Genomic DNA, 16,447 nt, shown 5'->3' with positions numbered 1-16,447 from the left:
CGCGGTACCGGGCCCGGGGTGTGAGGTGACGCCTCCTTCCCGGGCGGCGGGAAGGAGGCGTCATCCTTTGATACGGATGAGCCGGGGATCCGGTTCACCCTCGGGAAAAACTTTTCGGCGCTGGACTGTTCGGCACCGGGCACGGGACCTGGGGTGCCCCTTGTCGGTGAGCGCGGCCCGGCCCGGTGGGGCGGGGATCCGTACCCCCGCAACGGACCCCCGGCCCGGATCCGGGCCGCACCTCACCTGCTTCCGGCACCTCACCTGCTCCCGGCGCCGGTCCCTGGGCTAGACACGCGTCTTGACCAGGGCGGACGCCGCCGGGGCCACACGGTCGAAGACGGCGGCACACTCATGCTCACGGCTGCCGCCGCCGCAGGAGGGTCCCTGACCGCGGCTTCTGTGCTGGTGGCCGGGGGCGCTGCCCCATCCCTCCTCCCAGCCGCCGCCCCGGCCGTCGGACCGTCCGTCGACAGAGCCGTCGGTACGGTCGTCGGCGCGGTCGTCGTCGTTCGCGAGCAGATAGGCCTGGGCCTCCCCGACATGGAAGTACATGCCCTGGAGCCGCAGGGTGCCGTCGGCGAGGCGCCGGGCGACCGACTCATGGCACCGCAGATGGTCCAACTGCTGCACCACATTGGTCAGACAGAGCTGCTCCACCGCGTCGGCGGGAAGCCGTCCGGAGATCCGCGCCCAGGGCCGGTGGGGGCTTCTCATCCGCTCCAGACTCGGCTGGCCGTGGCGCAGCCAGCGCCGCAGCGGGGTGTGGGCGCCGACCGGCGGCGCGGAGAGCAGTGCCTGCATGGCGGCGCAGCCGGAGTGCCCGCAGACGGTGATGGAGTCCACCCGCAGTACATCCACGGCGTACTCGATCGCCGCGGCGACGGATTCATCGCCGTCCGCTCCGGGCAGGGGCACCAGATTGCCCATATTGCGCACGGTGAACAGGTCACCGGGGCCGCTGGCGGTGATCATGCTGGTCACCACACGGGAGTCGGCGCAGGTCAGGAAGAGCTGGGAGGGCCGCTGCCCCTCGCGCTCCAGCCGGGCCAGCTCATCGCGGACCAGGGGCGCCGTGTCGCGCTGGAAGGAGCTGACCCCCTTCGCCAGGGGATGGGCGCTGCCGGCGCCGGGGCGGGTGCCGCAGTGGTGGTTGCGCCAGGGGATCCAGGGGCGGCAGCAGCCATGGGTCTCGGAGGCGGGCTCGCTGATCCTGCTTCCGGCGCGCCCGGTGAACTCCACCGTGCCGCCCTGGGCCACATGGGAGTTCTGCCAGTCCTGGAGCGCCTCGTACGCCGCGTGATCCATGAAGGAGCCGTCCAGCTCCACCACGCAGGAGCTGCCCGGCGGCACCTGGCCGAGGGCCCGGCTGAGCCGGGGCACGGCGAGGAAGGTCAGCTGCCCGCGCACGCGCACCCGGTGGATCCCGTCGTTGTCCTCCTGGGTGATCCGGGTCCGGGTCAGCCGGTGCAGGGCGACGGCCACGGCGACCGCGACCCCGATCGCCACGCCCTCCAGGACGCCGGTGAGGACGACGGAGGCCATGGTCACCGCGTACACCAGGGTCTCGCGGTTCCGTTTGACGCTGCGCAGATGGGTGATGTTGACCATCTGCACGCCGACGACCATGACCAGGGCGGCGAGGGCGGCGAGCGGGATCAGATCGAGGATGGGGACGAGGAGCAGGGCGGCGAGGACGATCCACAGCCCGTGCAGCATCGTGGAGTTGCGGCTGACGGCACCGGCGGCGACATTGGCCGAGCTGCGGACGGCGACCCCGGTGATGGGGAGCCCGCCGAGCGCTCCGGAGACCACATTCGCCGCGCCCTGTCCCGCGAGTTCGCGGTCGAGGTCGGCGCGGGGGACGCGGATGTCGGGCACCTTGCGCGCCGAGGCGAGCTTGTCGACGGCGACGGCGGAGAGCAGGGACTCGACGCTGGCGACCAGGGTGATGGTCAGCACCGCGGCGATCAGCCCGAGGACGGGCCCCTCCGGCCTGGCCGGCAGTGCGTGGCTGGACCAGGACGGCAGGTCGACCAGGGGGAGCCGGAGTCCGGCCACCACGGCGAGGGCGGTGGATCCGGCGACGGCGGCGAGGGCGGCGGGGACGGTGCGCAGGACCCGCCCGGCGCGTCCGGGCAGGCGTGGCCAGGCGAGCAGGAGGGCGACGGTCAGCACGCTGACGGAGATCGCCGCGGGGTGGAGGGCGGCGAGCTGGGCGGGGAGCGCCCGGACATTGGCGAGGGCGGAGCTCTGGGGGGTGCCGCCGAGGACGATGTGCAGCTGGGCCAGGGCGATGGTGACGCCGATACCGGCGAGCATGCCGTGGACGATGGCGGGGCTGACGGCGAGGGCGGACCGGGCCACCCGGACGGCGGCGAGGCCGAGCTGGGCGAATCCGGCGAGGACGGTGATGGCGCAGGTGACCCGCCATCCGTACTGCTGGATGAGGTCGGCGGTGACGACGGTCAGGCCCGCCGCAGGGCCGCTGACCTGAAGGGGCGCTCCGCCGAACCGCCCGGCGACCAGCCCGCCGACGGCGGCGGCGACCAGGCCGGCCTGGAGTGGTGCGCCGGTGGCGAGCGCGATGCCGAGGGAGAGCGGCAGCGCGATCAGGAAGACGGAGATGGAAGCGGACAGGTCGGATGCCTGGACGCGGAAGCGCCGCAGGCCCTTGCCGCCGGGGCCGGATGGGGTGCCGGGTTTCCCCGGGCCGGACGCGGACGGGTCGGATGGGTGGTCTTCGGTGCGGGTGGGGACGCAGGCAGACATGTTCCCGTCTCCTCCGGGGCAGCGCGGTCGCGGAATGTGGGGGACGCGGCCGTGGGTCACGGCGTGCAGCAGCGGGATTCAACTCTCAGTAAATGGATCGTAATGCAGAGTAAAGAGTCCGGCATGATTTTCTGGGCAAATGGGTCATCATTTCACTCGATCCGGTGATTAATCCGGTTAACGCGGCCCGTCTCCTCCTCTCCCTCGCGCGCTCGATGCGACCTTGTCGCCGTCCTGAACACCGGTCGGATAACCACAAAGTCGTACAAATCATGAGCGTGAGACGAAAGAGGCGGAGCGCATGAAGAGGTCGGGCACATGAAGAGGTCGGGTGCATGAGGGGCACCGCGCGGAAGGTCGCCGTCGGCGTGGTCGCCACGGCGGTGGTCGTGGGCCTCGCGGGCTGCGGAGGCTCCGGTGACGGGGGGAAGGAGGGGGCGCCGGGGGCGCGCAAGGCCGCTCCGGCACCCAAGGTGGCCCCGCGCCTGATCGGTGACGGATCCACCGCCTTCACCGGGGCCCAGCCCCGCCAGCCGAGGCCCGAGCGGCTGAAACCGGGTCAGCGGCCGCCGCAGTTCGTGGTGTTCTCCTGGGACGGCGCGGGTGAGGACAGTCAGCGGCTCTTCTCCCACTTCCGGTCGGTGGGCCGGAAGTACGGCATGACGATGACCTACTTCCTCAGCGGCGTCTATCTGCTCCCGGAGGAGAAGGCGGAGCTGTATCTGCCGCCGCAGCACGACGCGGGCCGCTCCGACATCGGTTTCAACGATGTCGAGGGCATCCGGGCCACGGTGCGCGAACTACGCGGCGCCTGGCAGGAGGGCAACGAGGTGGGCACCCACTTCAACGGCCACTTCTGCGGCGCGGACGGCGGTGTGGGCACCTGGTCGGTCGACGAGTGGAAGAGCGAGATCGGCCAGGCCAAGTCCTTTGTGAAGAGCTGGCGGACCAACACGGGGCTGCGGAACGAGCCCCCGCTGCCCTTCGACTACGACAAGGAGCTGATCGGCGCGCGCACCCCCTGCCTGGAGGGGCGGAAGAACTTCGTCCGGGCCGCGTCCGAGATGGGTTTCCGCTATGACACCAGTGGGGTCAACGACCAGGTCTGGCCGGAGAAGGACCATGGGCTGTGGGATCTGTCGATGCAGCTCGTCCCGTTCCCCGGGCACTCCTACGAGACGCTGTCGATGGACTACAACTTCATGATCAACCAGTCCGGGACGGTCCACGGCGACCCGGATCGGCACCGGCTGTGGGGCGGTCAGATGCGGGACGGCCTGGTCCACGCCTTCGACCGCGCCTACCGGGGCAACCGGGCGCCGCTGATCATCGGCAACCACTTCGAGTCCTGGAACGGCGGCACCTATATGCGCGCCATCGAGGACACCATCGCCACGGTGTGCGTGAAGAAGGAGGTGCGCTGTGTCTCCTTCCGGCAGCTCGCCGACTGGCTCGACGCCCAGGACCCGGAGGTGCTGCGGAAGCTGCGCACCCTGGAAGTGGGCGAGCGGCCGGCGGACGGCTGGGAACGGTTCCTGGCCGCCCGCCCCGCCGGGACGGTGCCGACGGCCCCGACGGGCGGGACCTCCCGGGAGGACCGGCCCGTCACGGCGGCGGACCGGCCCGCCGGGTCCCGCGCGGACGCGGAACCGGGCACCGGGGACGGCGAGAACCCTGAGGATCCGGAGGATCCGGAACCGGACGACGACTCGGGCGGCGGGTCCGTAACGGCCGAACTGCCGCACACGATCACGCCGGCAATGCCGCGCTGACCTCCGCCGTCTGCTCCCCGAGTGCTTCGCCGGTCCTCTCCCCGGTCCTCTCCTCGGACCGTTCCTCGGGCCGTTCCTCGGTCCTTTCCCCGAGCTCCTCCCCGAGGACGAAGCCGGGGTCGACCTGGGCCGCCAGGTCGACCCCGGTCTTGGCGTTCCCCCAGCTCTCGGCGTTCTTCAGATGGAAGTGGACCATCTGGCGGGTGTAGCGCTCCCAGTCCCGCCGGGGGTACGCGTCGTCCGCCGCCCGGCGGAGGCTCTCCAGCGCCCGGTGGTTCTCCTCCTCCAGACCGGCGAACGGCAGGGACCGGCCCTTCTCCATGCCCCGTACCCAGTTCGACTGCCCGAAGGCGACCAGCAGGTCGTCACCGACCTCGTCCCGGAGGAACTCCAGGTCGTCCTCGCTCTGCACCTTGTTGCCGACCACCCGCAGCGCGACCCCGAAGTCCCGGGCGTACTCGGTGTACTGGCGGTAGACCGATACCCCCTTACGGGTCGGCTCGGCGACGAGGAACGTCATGTCGAAGCGGGTGAACATGCCCGAGGCGAAGGAGTCCGACCCGGCGGTCATGTCGACCACCACATACTCGCTCCGCCCGTCCACCAGGTGGTTCAGGCACAGCTCCACCGCGCCCACCTTGGAGTGGTAGCAGGCCACACCGAGGTCCGACTCGCTGAAGGGGCCGGTGGCCATCAGCCGGATCTCGGCGCCCTCCAGGGGCATGCTCCGCGCGCAGGCGGCATAGACCGGATTGTTCTCGCGGACCCGGAGCAGCCGTGAGCCCTCACCGGGAGGAGTGGTCTTGATCATGGAGTCGGCGGAGGTGATACGGGGGTTGGAGCCGCGCAGATACTCCTTGATCAGTGGCAGTTGGGCGCCCATCGCGGGCAGTGCGCCCGTCTGCTCCTCGTCGAGGCCCAGCGCCGCCCCCAGATGCTGGTTGATATCGGCGTCCACCGCGACGACAGGGGTACCCCGGGCGGCCAGATGGCGGATGAAAAGCGAGGACAGCGTCGTCTTCCCGCTGCCGCCCTTGCCTACGAAAGCGATCTTCATGTTCACCTAGAGTAGTGCTCTGATCGCCTGGTGTTGTCAAGTGAAGTGAAGAAGACCACTCCAAGGTGGGACAGAGGGCGTCGGCGCGTAGCCTCGCTGCCTATGAGTACGCATGTGTCGTCCGCCGCTTCCTCCCCCGCGCCGGGGGATCCGCTCGCCGCCCTGGCCGGGCTGGAGGGGGTCCCGGACTCCGTGGAGGCGGTCCGGAAGGCCGTCGACCGGATCTATGGGCACCGGGTCATGCGGCGTCGGGCGATGGAGGTCACGGCGGAGGCCGCGCTGCGCGGAGCCCGGGGATCGGCCGCGCTCGCGGGGGCCGACTGGGCCCTGGAGGAGGTCCGCAGGCGCAGTGACTTCAGTCAGGGGTCCGAGGACCGTACGGTCGGTGCGGCGCTCCGCCTGACGGCCGAGGCGGGCCAACTCCTCTCGGTCTGGCGGCAGTCGCCGCTGCGGGTGCTGGCCCGGCTGCATCTGCTCGCGGCGGGCGGGACGGGTGACGACGGCGAGGTGGGCCGCCCCCGGCTGGCCGGTGAGCCGGTGGACGAGCCGCTGATCGAGGCCCCGCTGCCGGGTGCGGTGGAGATGAGCGGCCGGCTGGAGGGGCTGGCCGGGCTGATCGTCGCGGGGGGTTCCGCCCCCGCGCTGGTGACGGCTGCCGTGGTGCACGGGGAGCTGCTGGCCCTGCGGCCCTTCTCCTCGTGCAACGGGCTGGTCGCGCGGGCCGCCGAGCGGATCGTCCTCATCGGTGCCGGGCTCGACCCCAAGGCGATCTGCCCGGCCGAGGCCGGTCACGCCGAACAGGGGCGGGCGGCCTATCTGGCGGCCTTCGACGGCTATCTCTCCGGGTCTCCGCAGGGCATGGCCGCATGGATCGCGTACTGCGGGCGCTCGATCGAGCTGGGGGCCCGGGAGTCGACGGCGGTCTGTGAGGCGCTTCAGCGGGGAGCCGCCTGAGTCCGGGCTGTTCGATCCGGACCGCCGGGCCCGGTCCGCATGGTCCGCGCGGCGGTCCCGAGCGGGGACGGTCGGCACGGCGGTCCCGAACGGGGTTGCGGCGGTACCGGATCGGTACCGCCGCGGCATGTCCACCGGGTTACCAAGCGTCCTCGATGTGCTGTGCCCATCAGGCCGGGAGCTTCGCCCGTTGCCTGGTGCGGCTGGCCCGTATTCGACGGGTCGACGTCGCGTGGGTGCTCGGCTTCCATGCTTCGGTCCGTGGGGCCTTGATGCGTTACAGGTGATCCTCTCGGATGTCCATGGTCTCGCGGGCCGTTGACTCCTTTGTACTCCAGCACGCCAGGAAGCGGAACCCCTGACTCCAGTTCTTTACTTTTGTGTTCAAATTCGGGCGAAACGGGTGGTCGGGTCCTCCGGGGTGCGTACCGCTGCCGCGCCTGCGGCGAGAGCCGCCGAGGCGGCCCGTGCGGTGGCGCCCCGTCGGCGGCTGGCGTACCAGACCAGCCCGGCGGTGGCTGCGGCGGCTCCCACCGCCGCGGCGGCCACCAGGGCGGGGCGGGGCGGCATGGGGATCGCGGGGAGGCGCTGCTTCAGTCGTACGGGACGGTTGAAGACGAGAACCGGCCAGTCCCTGGCTGCGGCCTCCCGGCGGAGTCCGCGATCCGGGTTGACCGCGTAGGGGTGACCCACGGACTCCAGCATCGGTATATCGGTGACGGAGTCGCTGTACGCGTAGCAGCGGGCGAGGTCGTAACCCTCGGACTCCGCCAGCTCACGGATGGCCTCCGCCTTGGTGGGGCCGTAGGCGTAGTACTCCACCTCGCCGGTGAAGCAGCCGTCCTCGCCGACCACCATGCGGGTGGCGACCACGCGGTCGGCTCCCAGCAGCTCGCCGATGGGCTCGACCACCTCGGAGCCCGAGGTGGAGACAATGACCACATCGCGTCCGGCGGTGTGGTGCTCCTCGATGAGGGAAGCGGCCTCGTCGTAGATGATCGGATCGATCAGATCGTGCAGTGTCTCGGCGACGATCTCCTTCACCTGCTGGACGTTCCAGCCTTTGCAGAGGGCGGAGAGGTACTCCCGCATCCGCTCCATCTGGTCATGGTCGGCGCCACCCGCGAGAAAAACGAACTGCGCATAGGCGGTGCGCAGTACGGCGCGCCGGTTGATCAGGCCGCCGTGGTAGAAGGACTTGCTGAAGGTCAGCGCCGATGACTTCGCAATGACCGTCTTGTCCAGGTCAAAGAACGCAGCTGTGCGAGGCAGCGAGTGGTTTTCCACGAGCAGAGCATAGGTGCCCGCCATTCGGCGTACCCCGAGGGCGTGTGGGTTTGCCTGAGAGGGCTCTCGGGTACACCATGGAAGTCACGGATCGTTCGCGACCGTGCTAACCCGGATCGGCTCCTCCCCCCCCGAGCCGACCGGAGAGACGACCCCCGCTCTCCCCCCCGGCGGGGGTCGTCGCATGTCCGGATGCGTTTTTGGCTTTCGTCCCGGATTCCTCACGCCCGTATCTCCTTCCGTCGGACCTCTCGCGAGTGGACCTCTTCCACTGTGCATGGTCACTGTCCGTAGCGGAAGAGGTGCGGCTGGGAGTCACCGGTATGGGCTACGGGGATATTCACAACCGGCTGGTTGTCCACAGCTTTTCAGCAAGATCCACACGATTTTCCGGTGTGCCGCACCGTGATTCCACCCGCGAACTTCGCGGATGCCAGGAATCACCGATCCCGTATCGCGGCGGGATCGCGGCAATCAGGGGGTGGAGATCGTGGCTGGATCCCTCAGGTCGAAGGGGACACCGGTCGCCGGAGAACGGCGGCCCGTGCCTCTGATCCTGACCGAGGACATGGAACTGCTCGACGATCTGCTGCGGCTGTGCGCCGCCGCCGGGACCGAGCCCGAGGTCCATCACACGGTGCCCGAGCGCAGAAGCGTCTGGGAGGCGGCGCCGCTGATCCTCGTCGGCGACGATGTCGCCGGGCGGTGCCGGGGCGTCTCCCGCAGGCACGGGGTGCTGCTGGTGGGGCGGGAGCAGGACGACCCCGAGGTCTGGCGGCTCGCCGTGGAGATCGGTGCCGACGGAGTGGTGCGCCTTCCCGACGCCGAGCGGTTTCTCGTCGACCGGATCGCCGACGCCGTCGAAGGCGTCGGAGCACCGGCGACGACCGTCGGGATCATCGGAGGCTGCGGCGGAGCCGGTGCCTCCACCCTCGCCTGCGCCCTCGCGGTGACCGCCGCCCGGGAGGGCCACCGCACCCTGCTCATCGACGGGGACCCGCTCGGCGGCGGGATCGACGTCGCGCTCGGCGGGGAGCGGGCCGAGGGCAGAAGGTGGCCGGATTTCGCCTCTGCGAAGGGTCGGGTCGCGGGTGGGGCGCTGGAGGAGTCGCTGCCCGAGCTGCATCGGCTGCGGGTGCTCAGCTGGGACCGGGGCGACACGGTGACCGTCCCGCCCGAGGCCCTGCGCGCGGTGCTCGCGGCGGGCCGCAGGCGCGGCGGGGTGGTCGTGGTGGACCTGCCCCGCCGGGTCGACGAGGCCGTGGTCGAGGCGCTGGCCCAGCTCGACCTCGGACTGCTGGTGGTGCCCGGCGGGCTCCGGCCGGTCGCCGCCGCGAGCCGGGTGGCGTCCGTCGTGGACATGGTCCTGCGCGATCTGCGGGTCGTCGCCCGCGGGCCCTACACCTCGGGGCTGGACGACGGCTGGGTGGCCGCCTCGCTGGGCCTGCCCCTGGCGGGGGAGATGCCCTGGGATCCCGGCGCCCCCTCCGAAACCCCGGACGACTGCCCGCCGGGCCGCGCGGGCACCCCGCTCGCCCGTTTCTGCGCCACCTTCTGGGAGCGTGCGCTGATGCCGGGGGCACCGTCATGACCGCCGCGTTCCTCGACGCCGTACGGCAGCGGCTCGCCCAGAGCGGCGACGAACCCACACCGGCCCGGGTCGCGGCGGCGCTGCGGGCCCAGGGGCGGCTGCTGGGCACCGCGGAGATCCTCGGCGGCACCGAGGAACTCCGCTGCGAGCTGGTCGGTACCGGGCCGCTGGAGCCGCTGCTGGCCGACCCCGCGGTCACCGACGTCCTGGTGTCCGCCCCCGACCGGGTCTGGGTGGACCGGGGACAGGGGCTGGAGCGCACCGGGGTGACCTTCACGGACGCCGCGTCCGTCCGCCGTCTGGCACAGCGTCTGGCGGCCGTCGCCGGGCGGCGGCTGGACGACGCCCGCCCCTGGGTGGACGCCCGGCTGCCGGACGGGACCCGGATGCACGCCGTCATCCCCCCGGTCGCGATCGGCTCGACCTGCCTCTCCCTGCGGGTGGTGCGCCCGCGTGCCTTCTCCCCGGCGGAGCTGGTGGCCGCCGGGACCCTGCCACCCGGCGGCGACCTGCTGCTGCGGGCCGTGGTCGAGGCCCGGCTCTCCTTCCTGATCAGCGGCGGCACCGGCACCGGCAAGACGACCCTGCTCGCCGGTCTGCTCGGCCTGGTGGGCGAGCGGGAGCGGATCGTCATCGCGGAGGACTCGGCCGAGCTGCGGCCCGACCACCCCCACACGGTGAGGCTCCAGTCCCGCACCGCCAACCAGGAGGGCGCGGGCCGGGTCACCCTGCGCGACCTGGTCCGCCAAGCCCTGCGGATGCGGCCCGACCGGCTGGTCGTCGGGGAGGTCCGGGGCGCCGAGGTCACCGAGCTGCTCGCCGCGCTGAACACCGGCCATGAGGGCGGCTGCGGCACGGTCCACGCCAACGCCGCGGCGGATGTCCCGGCCCGGCTGGAGGCCCTGGCGACCGCTGCGGGGCTGGACCGGGCCGCCCTCCACAGCCAGCTCGCCGCCGCGCTCTCCCTCGTGATCCATCTCGTACGGGACCGGGACGGCCGGCGGCGGGTCGCCGAGGTGCACATCCTGGAGCGGGACCGGGCGGGGTGGGTGCGCACGGTTCCCGCGCTGCGCTGGGGCTCCGGGGAGTTCACCCGGGAGCGGGGCTGGACGCGGCTGAGCGGGCTGCTGGGGAGCGTCTCATGAGCCCGCCCGAGCCGCTCTACACGGCAGCGCTGTGCCTCGCTGTGGCGGCCTGGCTGCTGATGGGCCGGGACACCGGCACCACCCGGGCCCGGCTGCTCCTGGCGGGGGCGGGCGGCGCGCTGCCGCCCGAGCCGCTGTGGCGGGTGCGCCCGCTGCCGACGCTGGGGCGCTTTGGCCGGGAGTGGCTCTGTCTCCCGGTCGCCCTGGCCCTGGCGGTGCTGGGCGGATCGCCGCTGCCCCTGCTGCTGGGGGCGGGGGCGGTCCCCCTGGTCGGGCGGTGGCTGCGGGCGCGGCGCGGGGCGGCAGCGAGGGAGCGCCGGGCCGACGCGGTGATCGCGCTCTGCGGCGCTGTCACGGCCGAGCTGCGGGCCGGGCTCCAGCCGGGCCGGGCGCTGCTGGTCGCCGCCGGGGAGACCACCGGCGGCGGGGACGCCCTCGGGGCGGCGGGTCCGGCGGTGACGGCGGCCGCCCGCTTCGGGGGTGATGTCCCGGGCGCGCTGCGGGAGGCCGCGCGGGAGCCCGGTGCCGAGGGCCTCGCCGGTCTCGCCGCCTGCTGGCAGGTGACCGTGGACGGGGGAGCGGGCCTGGCCGCGGCTGTGGACCGGCTGGAGGAGGCGCTGCGGGCCGAGCGGGACCAGCGCGAGGATCTGCGGGCCCAGCTGGCCGGGGCCCGTTCCACGGTCGGGCTGCTCGCCCTGCTCCCGGTGGTCGCCCTCGCCCTGGGGAGCGTGCTGGGCGCGGAGCCGCTGCGGGTGCTGCTGCACACCCCCGCCGGCCTGCTCTGTCTGGCCGTCGGCGGGGCGCTGGAGGCGGCCGGACTCTGGTGGGCGGCGAGGATCGTCCGCCCGGTCGCCGGCCCCGGCCCGGGCGCCCCGGGTGGCGTCCCGGCCGGAGGGCCCGCCCGGACGGCGGCGGGGCCATGACCGGGGCCGGGACGGTGGTGGGTGTGCTGCTCGCCGCGGCCTGGCTGGGCCTCACCGCCGCCGCCCTGCGCGGCCGGCGCCGGGTGCGTGGGCGGGGCGAGAGCCTGCTGGGGGTGGCCGCCCGGCGGCGCCGTCGGCCGGACCTGGTGGCGTCCTTCCGGCCCTGGGCGGTCCCGGCGGGAGCGCTGTTCGGGGTGTGGGTGCTGGTCGAGGGCCTGCCCGGGTTCGCCCTGGGGCTGCTGGCGGCCCAGGGGATCCGTCGTCGGCGTGGTGCCGGGCCGGTGCGGGAGCGCTCGGGCTCGCCCGCCGCCGATCCCCGGCTGCCGCTGGCGGCCGATCTGCTGGCCGCCTGTCTGGCGGCCGGGGCTGCCCCGCACGAGGCGGCGGACGCCGTCGGGGGCTGTCTGGGCGGTCCGCTCGGTGACCGGCTGCTCCGGTGCCATGCCGCGCTGCGGCTGGGCGGGGAGCCGAGGGCCGCCTGGGCCGCCCTGGCCGAGGTGCCCGGCGCGGGTGAGCTGGCCCGTTGCCTGGAGCGGGCGCACATCAGCGGCGCTCCCGCGGCGGATCCGGTCGCCCGGCTGGCGCAGCGGCTGCGGGCCGACCGCACCCGGGCCGCGACGGCGCGGGCCCGCAGGGCGCAGGTTCTGGTCACCGCTCCGGTGGGGCTGTGCTTTCTGCCCGCTTTCCTCGCCGTGGGGGTCACCCCCGTGGTGATCGGGCTGGCCGAGGGCTTGTTGAACGGTAAATGAAGCAATGTCAGGTGATGTCAGTCGACACCGGGCGATGTCCTTGGGGGGCGACGAGATGGTGAGCACGGTTCGGAACGGATGGCGGCGCGGGTCTTCGCGCGCGGTGCGCCTCGGGTATCCGGTGCGCGGGGGCCGATGGGCCCCGGGCGGAGGGGCGGGACCCGCGGGAGGCGCCCGGCGCGCCCGTCGCGGGGGCGGCTCGCGCCGGGCGCGCCGGGCCTGGCGGGGCCGGTGGCGCGGGGACGCGGGGATGACCACGTCCGAGTACGCGATGGGCACGATCGCCGCCTGTGCCTTCGCGGCGGTTCTCTACAAGATCGTCACCAGTGGTGCGGTCTCCGGTGCGCTGGAGGCGCTGATCGGAAGGGCGCTCGATGCCCAGTTCTGACGCGGCTGGCGCGGCCGGTGCGGGCGGCGCGGCGCGCACCCGAAGGAGGCCGCCGGCGCGGGAGGGCCCGGGGCCCGGGTGGCCGGGCCACCGGGGCCGGGGCCGTGTGTCCACGGCGGCCGGGGACCGGGGGATGGTGACCGCCGAGGCGGCGGTCGCCCTGCCCGCCCTGGTGGTCTTCGCGATGGCGCTGGTGTGGGCCCTGATGGCGGCCTCGGCCCAGATCCAGTGCGTCGACGCGGCCCGCGCCGGGGCACGGGCGGCGGCGCGCTCCGAGCCGTCCGACGTGGTGACGGCGGTGGCCCGGTCGGCGGCACCGGAGGGCGCCCGGGTGGCGCTGGAGCGTACGGGTGACCTGTGGCGGGTCCGGGTGTCGGCCCCCGCGCCCGGCGCCGGGGCGATGGCACTGACGCTCAGGGCGGAGGCGGTGGCCCTGGCCGAGGACGCCATGGGCACCGTGGGCACCGGCGGGTGGGCCCAGTGAGCGGCGCGCGGCGCGTCCCCGCCCGGGGTGCCCGGGGTGACCGGGGGGCCGCGAGCGTCTGGGTGGCGATGGCGGCGGCGCTGCTCTGCGCGGTCTTCGCCGCGGTGCTGGCCCTGGGGCAGATCGTGGTGGCCCGGCACCGGGCCGGGGCAGCGGCGGACCTGGCCGCCCTCGCCGCCGCCGATCTCGCCCTGTCCGGCCGGCCCGCCGCCTGCGGGAGCGCCGGGCGGGTGGTCCGGGAGCAGGGGGCGGAGCTGGTCCGGTGCGCCGTCCACGGCGAGCTGGCCGAGGTCACCGCCCGGGTCCGCCTCGGTCCGTACGCCCTGGAGGCCCGGGCCCGGGCGGGTCCGGCGGAGTGGGACGCCGGGCCGCAGGGTGGCGCGGGCCGGGGTCCCGGGTCAGGACGGGGGGTGGGGGGCGGAGGTGTCCCCGGCGTTCCGGAGCAGTTCCGTCAGCAGGCGCACCGCGCCCCGTTTGTGCAGCGGTTCATTGCCGTTGCCGCACTTCGGGGACTGGATGCAGGACGGACATCCCGCCTCGCACTCACAGACGGCGATGGCCTCGCGGGTCGCCTCCAGCCAGGCGTGGGCCGTGTGGAAGGCCCGCTCGGCGAAGCCCGCGCCGCCCGGCTGGCCGTCGTACACGAAGACGGTGGGCAGCCCGGTGTCCGGATGCAGCGGCACCGAGACACCACCGATGTCCCAGCGGTCGCAGGTGGCGAAGAGCGGCAGCATCCCGATGGAGGCGTGCTCGGCGGCGTGCAGGGCGCCGCCCAGCTGCTCCGGCCCGACCCGGGCGGCGTCCAGCTGGGATTCCGTGACCGTCCACCACACGGCCCGGGTGCGCAGGGTGCGCGGCGGCAGGTCGAGTTTGGTCTCCCCCAGCACCTCGCCGGTGATCAGCTTGCGGCGGAGGAAGGAGACGACCTGGTTGGTGACCTCGACAGAGCCGTAGCAGAGCCGTCCCTCGCCCCAGGGGACCTGGATGTCGGTGTCGAGCACCGAGACGGAGGTGGTGTCGCGCGCGGTGGTGGAGTACGGCGGTACGGCGTCCTCCACCAGGGCCACCGCGTCGTCCAGGTCCAGTCGCCGGACGAGATAGGTGCGGCCCTGGTGGAGATGGACGGCGCCCTCGTGGACGGTGGTGTGGGCGGCCGACTCGTCCACCGTGCCGAGGAGCCGTCCGGTGGACTCCTCCACGATCTGGACGGGCCGTCCGCCGCCGCCCCGGATGTCGGTCAGGTCGGCGGCCCGCTCCCGGCGGGTCCAGTGCCAGCCGGTGGGCCGCCGGCGCAGCAGCTGGGCCGCCTCCAGCTGGGGCAGCAGACCGGGGGCCGCCGGTCCGAAGAGCTTCAGGTCGTCCTCGGTCAGCGGCAGCTCGGCCGCGGCGGCGCACAGATGGGGGGCGAGGACATACGGGTTGTCCGGGTCGAGCACGGTGGATTCGACCGGCTGCCGGAAGAGCGCCTCGGGGTGGTGGACCAGGAAGGTGTCCAGGGGGTCGTCCCGGGCGACCAGGACGGCCAGGGCGCCCTGGCCCCCGCGTCCCGCCCGCCCCGCCTGCTGCCACAGCGAGGCCCGGGTCCCGGGGTAGCCCGAGATCAGGACCGCGTCGAGGCCGGCGACGTCGATCCCCAGCTCCAGGGCGGTGGTGGCGGCGAGGCCGAGCAGTTCCCCGGAGTGCAGGGCCTTCTCCAGGGAGCGGCGCTCCTCGGGGAGATAGCCGCCCCGGTAGGCGGCGACCCGCTGGGGCAGCGAGCGGTCGACCTCCGCCAGCCGCTCCTTGGCGATCACGGAGATCAGCTCGGCGCCCCGGCGGGAGCGGACGAAGGCGACCGTGCGGACGCCGCTCACGGTCAGATCGGTGAGGAGGTCGGCGGTCTCCGCGGTGGCGGTGCGGCGCACCGGGGCGCCCTTCTCGCCGCGGAGTTCGGTCAGCGGCGGCTCCCAGAGCGCGAAGACCATCTCGCCGCGGGGCGAGGCGTCGTCGGCGACCTCCACCACGGGCACTCCGGTGAGCCGCTGGGCGGCGACGGCGGGCTCGGCGGCGGTGGCGGAGGCGAGCAGGAAGACCGGTTCGGAGCCGTAGCGGGCGCATATCCGCCGCAGTCGCCGCAGCACCTGCGCGACATGGGAGCCGAAGACCCCCCGGTAGGTGTGGCACTCGTCGATGACGACATAGCGCAGGGCGCGCAGGAAGGAGGACCACCGGGGGTGGGCGGGGAGGATGCCCCGGTGCAGCATGTCCGGATTGGTCAGGACATAGGTGGCGTACTGCCGCACCCACTCGCGTTCCTCGACCGGGGTGTCGCCGTCGTAGACGGCGGGCCGCACCCGATGGCCGAGCGGGGCCGCCAGCTCCTTCACCGCGCGGCACTGGTCGGCGGCGAGGGCCTTGGTGGGGGCGAGATAGAGCGCGGTCGCGCCCCGCCCGTTGGGCGCCTCGGCGCCGTCGAGCAGGGTGCTGAGGACGGGGGCCAGATAGGCCAGCGACTTGCCCGATGCGGTGCCCGTGGCGATCACCACACTCTCGCCGTCCAGCGCGTGCCCGGCGGCGGTCGCCTGATGGGTCCAGGGGTGCTCGACCCCGGCCTCCTGAATGGCGTTGATCACTTCTGGGCGGATGCGGTGGGGCCAGACGGCATGGCGACCCGGCCTCGGGGGCAAGTGCTCCGTATGAGTGATGCGCGCGGCACGGCCCGCCCCCGTGGCGAGTCGGTCGAGGATCTCACCGGGGGAGGGGCGGTCCGCCCCGCTCCCGGGAGGTCTTCTGGGACGCAGATTCTTGGCCATCGGCACCGAGTGTGTCACTGGTGTGACGGACAATGGTCCCAAGGCGTCGTGCATGGCTGCTGGTAAGTGATTGAATGCCATCGCGGCTGGCGACCGTCCTCCGGCTCCGCCGGGGAGTCCTGTGGGGGCGGGCGCCCGATAGCAAGGTGCTGGAGGATCCGTGGACCTGTCCCTGTCGACTCGCAATGTGTCCGGACCTGCCGGCGACCGTACGGTCGTCGAGGTCGGTGGCGAGATTGATGTGTATACCGCGCCCAAGCTGCGCGAACAGTTGGTCGAGCTGGTGAATGACGGCAGCTACCACCTGGTTGTCGACATGGAGGGAGTGGACTTCCTCGACTCCACCGGGCTCGGTGTGCTGGTGGGTGGCCTGAAGAGGGTGCGTGCCCATGAGGGCTCGCTGCGTCTTGTCTGCAACCAGGAGCGCATTCTGAAAATTTTCCGGATCACCGGTCTGACCAAGGTGTTCCCGATCCACACCACAGTGGAGGAAGCGGTCTCGGCCGCCGACTGAGCCCCGTCCGGAGGAGACG

General features: G+C 73.3%; 12 protein-coding genes and 2 pseudogenes. 10 read left to right on the top strand and 4 right to left on the bottom strand.

Going from position 1 to position 16,447, the window contains the following annotated elements; all coding sequences use genetic code 11:
- Positions 1-288: 288 nt before the first annotated feature.
- A complete protein-coding gene (locus ABT354_RS05745) occupies positions 289-2,772 on the bottom strand; it encodes a SulP family inorganic anion transporter (protein WP_351489525.1) in 2,484 nt (827 codons plus the stop codon).
- Between the two features lie 335 nt (positions 2,773-3,107).
- Between ABT354_RS05745 and ABT354_RS05740 the strand changes: the two genes are divergently transcribed.
- Positions 3,108-4,544, top strand: coding sequence for a polysaccharide deacetylase family protein (locus ABT354_RS05740; protein WP_351489523.1), 1,437 nt, complete (start codon positions 3,108-3,110; stop codon positions 4,542-4,544).
- A 67-nt stretch (positions 4,545-4,611) separates the two neighbouring features.
- Here the strand turns inward: ABT354_RS05740 and ABT354_RS05735 are convergent.
- Positions 4,612-5,601 (bottom strand): annotated as a pseudogene (locus tag ABT354_RS05735) (ATP-binding protein); the annotation flags it as partial.
- Between the two features lie 102 nt (positions 5,602-5,703).
- On the opposite strand from ABT354_RS05735, the gene ABT354_RS05730 reads away from it, so the two are divergent.
- Positions 5,704-6,555 carry a Fic family protein gene (locus tag ABT354_RS05730; RefSeq protein ID WP_351489520.1) on the top strand — a complete coding sequence of 284 codons (852 nt, stop codon included), beginning with the start codon at positions 5,704-5,706 and terminating at the stop codon, positions 6,553-6,555.
- Positions 6,556-6,939: 384 nt separating this feature from the next.
- Here the strand turns inward: ABT354_RS05730 and ABT354_RS05725 are convergent, their stop codons facing one another.
- Positions 6,940-7,866, bottom strand: a complete 927-nt coding sequence (locus ABT354_RS05725) for an HAD family hydrolase (protein WP_351489518.1) — start codon at positions 7,864-7,866, stop codon at positions 6,940-6,942.
- Positions 7,867-8,332: 466 nt separating this feature from the next.
- Between ABT354_RS05725 and ssd the strand changes: the two genes are divergently transcribed.
- From ssd to ABT354_RS38025, 7 genes and pseudogenes are all read left to right on the top strand, one after another.
- Complete coding sequence (gene ssd, locus ABT354_RS05720; RefSeq protein ID WP_351489516.1) at positions 8,333-9,433, top strand: septum site-determining protein Ssd; 1,101 nt, start codon at positions 8,333-8,335, stop codon at positions 9,431-9,433.
- Positions 9,430-10,578 (top strand): TadA family conjugal transfer-associated ATPase, encoded by a 1,149-nt coding sequence (locus tag ABT354_RS05715; RefSeq protein ID WP_351489514.1) that lies wholly within the window; start codon positions 9,430-9,432, stop codon positions 10,576-10,578. The genes ssd and ABT354_RS05715 overlap by 4 nt, the downstream gene beginning before the upstream one ends.
- Positions 10,575-11,501, top strand: coding sequence for a type II secretion system F family protein (locus ABT354_RS05710; protein ID WP_351489511.1), 927 nt, complete (start codon positions 10,575-10,577; stop codon positions 11,499-11,501). Before ABT354_RS05715 ends, ABT354_RS05710 begins: the two co-directional genes overlap by 4 nt.
- Complete coding sequence (locus tag ABT354_RS05705; protein WP_351489509.1) at positions 11,498-12,250, top strand: type II secretion system F family protein; 753 nt, start codon at positions 11,498-11,500, stop codon at positions 12,248-12,250. Before ABT354_RS05710 ends, ABT354_RS05705 begins: the two co-directional genes overlap by 4 nt.
- Before the next feature lie 121 nt (positions 12,251-12,371).
- Entirely contained in the window at positions 12,372-12,638 is a 267-nt protein-coding gene (locus ABT354_RS38030) for a DUF4244 domain-containing protein (protein WP_502983332.1), read from the top strand.
- Positions 12,639-12,771: 133 nt separating this feature from the next.
- A complete protein-coding gene (locus ABT354_RS05695) occupies positions 12,772-13,122 on the top strand; it encodes a TadE family type IV pilus minor pilin (RefSeq protein WP_351489506.1) in 351 nt (116 codons plus the stop codon).
- 68 nt (positions 13,123-13,190) lie between these two features.
- Positions 13,191-13,412 (top strand): annotated as a pseudogene (locus ABT354_RS38025) (Rv3654c family TadE-like protein); the annotation flags it as partial.
- Positions 13,413-13,520: 108 nt separating this feature from the next.
- On the opposite strand, the gene ABT354_RS05685 reads toward ABT354_RS38025, so the two are convergent.
- Positions 13,521-15,995 carry a DEAD/DEAH box helicase gene (locus ABT354_RS05685; RefSeq protein ID WP_351489503.1) on the bottom strand — a complete coding sequence of 825 codons (2,475 nt, stop codon included), beginning with the start codon at positions 15,993-15,995 and terminating at the stop codon, positions 13,521-13,523.
- Between the two features lie 79 nt (positions 15,996-16,074).
- On the opposite strand from ABT354_RS05685, the gene ABT354_RS05680 reads away from it, so the two are divergent.
- Positions 16,075-16,428, top strand: a complete 354-nt coding sequence (locus ABT354_RS05680; RefSeq protein WP_351489500.1) for an STAS domain-containing protein — start codon at positions 16,075-16,077, stop codon at positions 16,426-16,428.
- The last annotated feature ends 19 nt before the right edge of the window (positions 16,429-16,447 follow it).

The organism is Streptomyces sp. NPDC000594, from assembly GCF_040299965.1.
Classification (GTDB): domain Bacteria; phylum Actinomycetota; class Actinomycetes; order Streptomycetales; family Streptomycetaceae; genus Streptomyces.
The sequence above is the reverse complement of the archived record's forward strand: the minus strand, read 5'-3'. Positions and strand labels throughout refer to the sequence as shown.

Coding starts and splice junctions, on each gene's coding strand:
- ABT354_RS05710 (WP_351489511.1), top strand. CDS start 10,575: ATGAGCCCGCCCGAGCCGCTCTACACGGCAGCGCTGTGCCTCGCTGTG.
- ABT354_RS05745 (WP_351489525.1), bottom strand. CDS start 2,772: ATGTCTGCCTGCGTCCCCACCCGCACCGAAGACCACCCATCCGACCCG.
- ABT354_RS05685 (WP_351489503.1), bottom strand. CDS start 15,995: ATGGCATTCAATCACTTACCAGCAGCCATGCACGACGCCTTGGGACCA.
- ABT354_RS05715 (WP_351489514.1), top strand. CDS start 9,430: ATGACCGCCGCGTTCCTCGACGCCGTACGGCAGCGGCTCGCCCAGAGC.
- ABT354_RS05740 (WP_351489523.1), top strand. CDS start 3,108: ATGAGGGGCACCGCGCGGAAGGTCGCCGTCGGCGTGGTCGCCACGGCG.
- ABT354_RS05695 (WP_351489506.1), top strand. CDS start 12,772: ATGGTGACCGCCGAGGCGGCGGTCGCCCTGCCCGCCCTGGTGGTCTTC.
- ABT354_RS05725 (WP_351489518.1), bottom strand. CDS start 7,866: ATGGCGGGCACCTATGCTCTGCTCGTGGAAAACCACTCGCTGCCTCGC.
- ABT354_RS05705 (WP_351489509.1), top strand. CDS start 11,498: ATGACCGGGGCCGGGACGGTGGTGGGTGTGCTGCTCGCCGCGGCCTGG.
- ABT354_RS05730 (WP_351489520.1), top strand. CDS start 5,704: ATGAGTACGCATGTGTCGTCCGCCGCTTCCTCCCCCGCGCCGGGGGAT.